The 705-nt window shown below is 65.1% G+C and carries 1 protein-coding gene; it reads left to right on the top strand.

Annotated elements, in window-relative coordinates:
• Positions 1-705, top strand: a 705-nt coding sequence (locus tag AC5ZGW_RS46690) for an IS66 family transposase (protein WP_496114202.1), incomplete at both ends; no start/stop codon positions are given.

The raw sequence follows: 705 nt of genomic DNA, 5'->3' as shown, positions 1-705 counted from the left end.
AAACGAACGCTTGAAGGCGCTTTTGGCGCAAACGCAGACGGCCTTGAGTGAGCATCAGGGGGCACTGGCGGCGTCGGAGGAAGCACGGCGTCGGCTGGAGGTCATTCTCGGCGAATTGCGCCGCGACAAGTTCGGTGCGAAGTCCGAGAAGCTGCGACCAGATCAGTATCATTTGCCGCTCGAAGACGTGGAGATCGCGCAAGGCGTCCTGGACGCTGCGCAGGAGAAGGCGGCCGCGATCATCCAGGGCCGGTCGCGCGGCGGATCGGATCAAGCTCGTCATCGCAATCGGGGCTGCTTGCCTTCTCAATTGCCGCGGGTGGAGCGGATCCTCGAGCCTGCGAGCACGCTTTGTCCGTGCGGTTGCGGGGCGATGACGAAGATCGGCGAGGACGTCAGCAAACGGCTCGACGTGATCCCGGCGCAATGGCGCGTGCTGGTCACGCGCCGCCCGAAATACATCTGTCGCCGCTGCTCGGGCCCTGTCGTGCAGGCGCACGCACCGGAGCACGTCGTACCCAGCGGGCTGCCGACCGAAGCGGCGATTGCGCACGTGATTGTCTCCAAGTTTGGCGACCATACGCCGTTTTACCGTCAGGCCGAGATCTATGCGCGCCAGGGGATCCGGCTTGATCGGGCGACACTGGGCAATTGGTCCGGCCGCGCCTGCTTCCATCTCCGACCCGTTGCCGACCACATGCGCCG

Source organism: Bradyrhizobium sp. Crot121 (assembly GCF_059512385.1).
This window is presented reverse-complemented; position numbering and strand designations above follow the sequence as displayed.